General features: G+C 72.5%; 2 protein-coding genes. One reads left to right on the forward strand and one right to left on the reverse strand.

The annotated features are described in order from the left end of the window. Nucleotides 1-142: 142 nt before the first annotated feature. The gene (locus ACJA3G_RS36285) at nt 143-574 is read right to left on the reverse strand and encodes a GNAT family N-acetyltransferase (protein WP_406557287.1); all 432 of its coding nucleotides are present in this window, start codon (nt 572-574) and stop codon (nt 143-145) included. Between the two features lie 195 nt (nt 575-769). Here ACJA3G_RS36285 and ACJA3G_RS36290 point away from each other — a divergent pair, with 195 nt between their 5' ends. Beyond that, nucleotides 770-1627, forward strand: a complete 858-nt coding sequence (locus ACJA3G_RS36290) for a metallophosphoesterase (protein ID WP_406557288.1) — start codon at nt 770-772, stop codon at nt 1625-1627. The last annotated feature ends 136 nt before the right edge of the window (nt 1628-1763 follow it).

A 1763-nucleotide genomic window follows, 5' to 3' on the forward strand; every position in this document is an offset into this window, starting at 1 on the left:
GGGTCCCGGGTGGGAAGCGCCGCCCCGGGCGGGAAGCGTCGCCCCAGGCGGGAGGTGGCGGCCCGCACACGAAGCCGGGTCCGCACGGAAGCCGGGCCCGCAGACGTCGCGGCGTCCCGCGCGCGAAGCCGTGCCGCGCCCCTCAGTCCAGCTTCTTGTTGAAGTTGAACGCCGTGACCGCCATCCGCTCCCGGAAGTAGAAGCGGTGTGCGTCCGTCCGGTGCGTCCCGGAGTCCAGGTTCAGGGACGTGCAGCCGGCGGCGCGCGCGATCTCCTCCAGATGGGCCAGGAGCGCGTGGCCGACCCCCTGCGACCGTGCCGTCCCGGCCGTCACCAGGTCGTCCACGTACAGCTTGCGCACCGCGACCGTGGTGGCGACGATCCGCCACCCGGCCGCGCCCACGCACACCCCGCCCTCCCCGTACGCGGCGGAGAAGCGCAGCCCCTGCCCGTACCCCTCGGCGTAGATCTCGCCGAACAGGTCCTCCGTGAGGTGCGGGCGCAGCTCGCACAGGACGGGCAGCAGGTCGTCCGCCAGGCGCGGATCGCCGGGCTCAAGGTCGATGATCTCCATCAGCGCACTGTAGGCACCCCGCTCCCCGGGGCAGCCGGCGCCGCACCGGGCCTCCTCCCGTGCCCCCGGAGACCGGGCCGCGCCCACAAGATCGGCTCTTGTCCCGGCCGCCCGGCACCCCCTAGAGTCCTAGCGTCCTAATGGGAGTCGTACGGACAACCATTAGCCCAACACCGGCCAGTCCAGGGGGATCACGTGCTGCTTGCCCAGATCAGCGATCTGCATCTCGACGGGGGCGCGCGGGCCGCCGAGCGCGCCGCGCGGGTCGTCACGTACATCAACGCGATGCACCGCCGCCCGGACGCCGTCCTCGTCACCGGCGACATCGCGGACCACGGCACCGCGGCCGAGTACGCCGAGGCGGCCGAACTGCTCGCCCGCATCGAGGCCCCGGTCCTGACCTGCCCCGGCAACCACGACGACCGCGCCGCGTACCGCAAGGGCCTGCTCGACCTGCCGGGCGGCCCGGGCGGCACGACCCAGGACCCGTACGCACCGGTCAACCGGTCGCACCGGGTGGGTGGTTACGCGATCCTGATGTGCGACTCGACGATCCCCGGCGAGGACGGGGGCGTCCTGGAGGACACCACCCTGGAGTGGATCGCCCGGACGCTCGACGGACTCGGCGACACGCCGGCGCTGCTCGCCTTCCACCACCCGCCGACCGTGATCCACCACGAGTACCTGGACTCGATCAACCTCGGCAACGCGGACCGGCTGGCCGAACTCCTGGCGGCCCACGCCCACAAGCACGCCCAGAAGCACGCCCACACGGCCACCGCCCCCGCCTCGCCACCCGTGACCGCGGGGACTGCCGTGGCCGCCGTGCTGGTCGGCCATGCCCACACCTCCGGTGCGACCACGTTCGCCGGGCTGCCCCTGCTCGTCGCACCGGGCGTGACGTCGACGCTGCGGATGCCGTGGGAGGCGGGAGAAGGCCTGGTCAACATCGTCTCCCCGCCCGGCGTCGCCTTCCACTTCCTCGACGAGGACCGGCGGATCATGACGCACTTCCGGGTCGTGGAGCACCCGGACGACCACCACGCCGGGTAGGGCGGTTACGAGGGCCCACCGGAATCCGCTTGACCGGTGGGCCTTCTTCACGGATATTCATCTGCGTAACGCAGACTTTGCGCTACGCAGATCATGCGCACGCCTGATCGCGCCCGCGATCCGCGCGCTCTGCGCC

The sequence above is a fragment of the Streptomyces sp. YS-3 genome (assembly GCF_045257485.1).
Lineage (GTDB): Bacteria > Actinomycetota > Actinomycetes > Streptomycetales > Streptomycetaceae > Streptomyces.

What these genes read in the sequence shown, in the direction of transcription:
- ACJA3G_RS36285 (WP_406557287.1), bottom strand. Translation starts at nt 574, where the DNA reads ATGGAGATCATCGACCTTGAGCCCGGCGATCCGCGCCTGGCGGACGAC.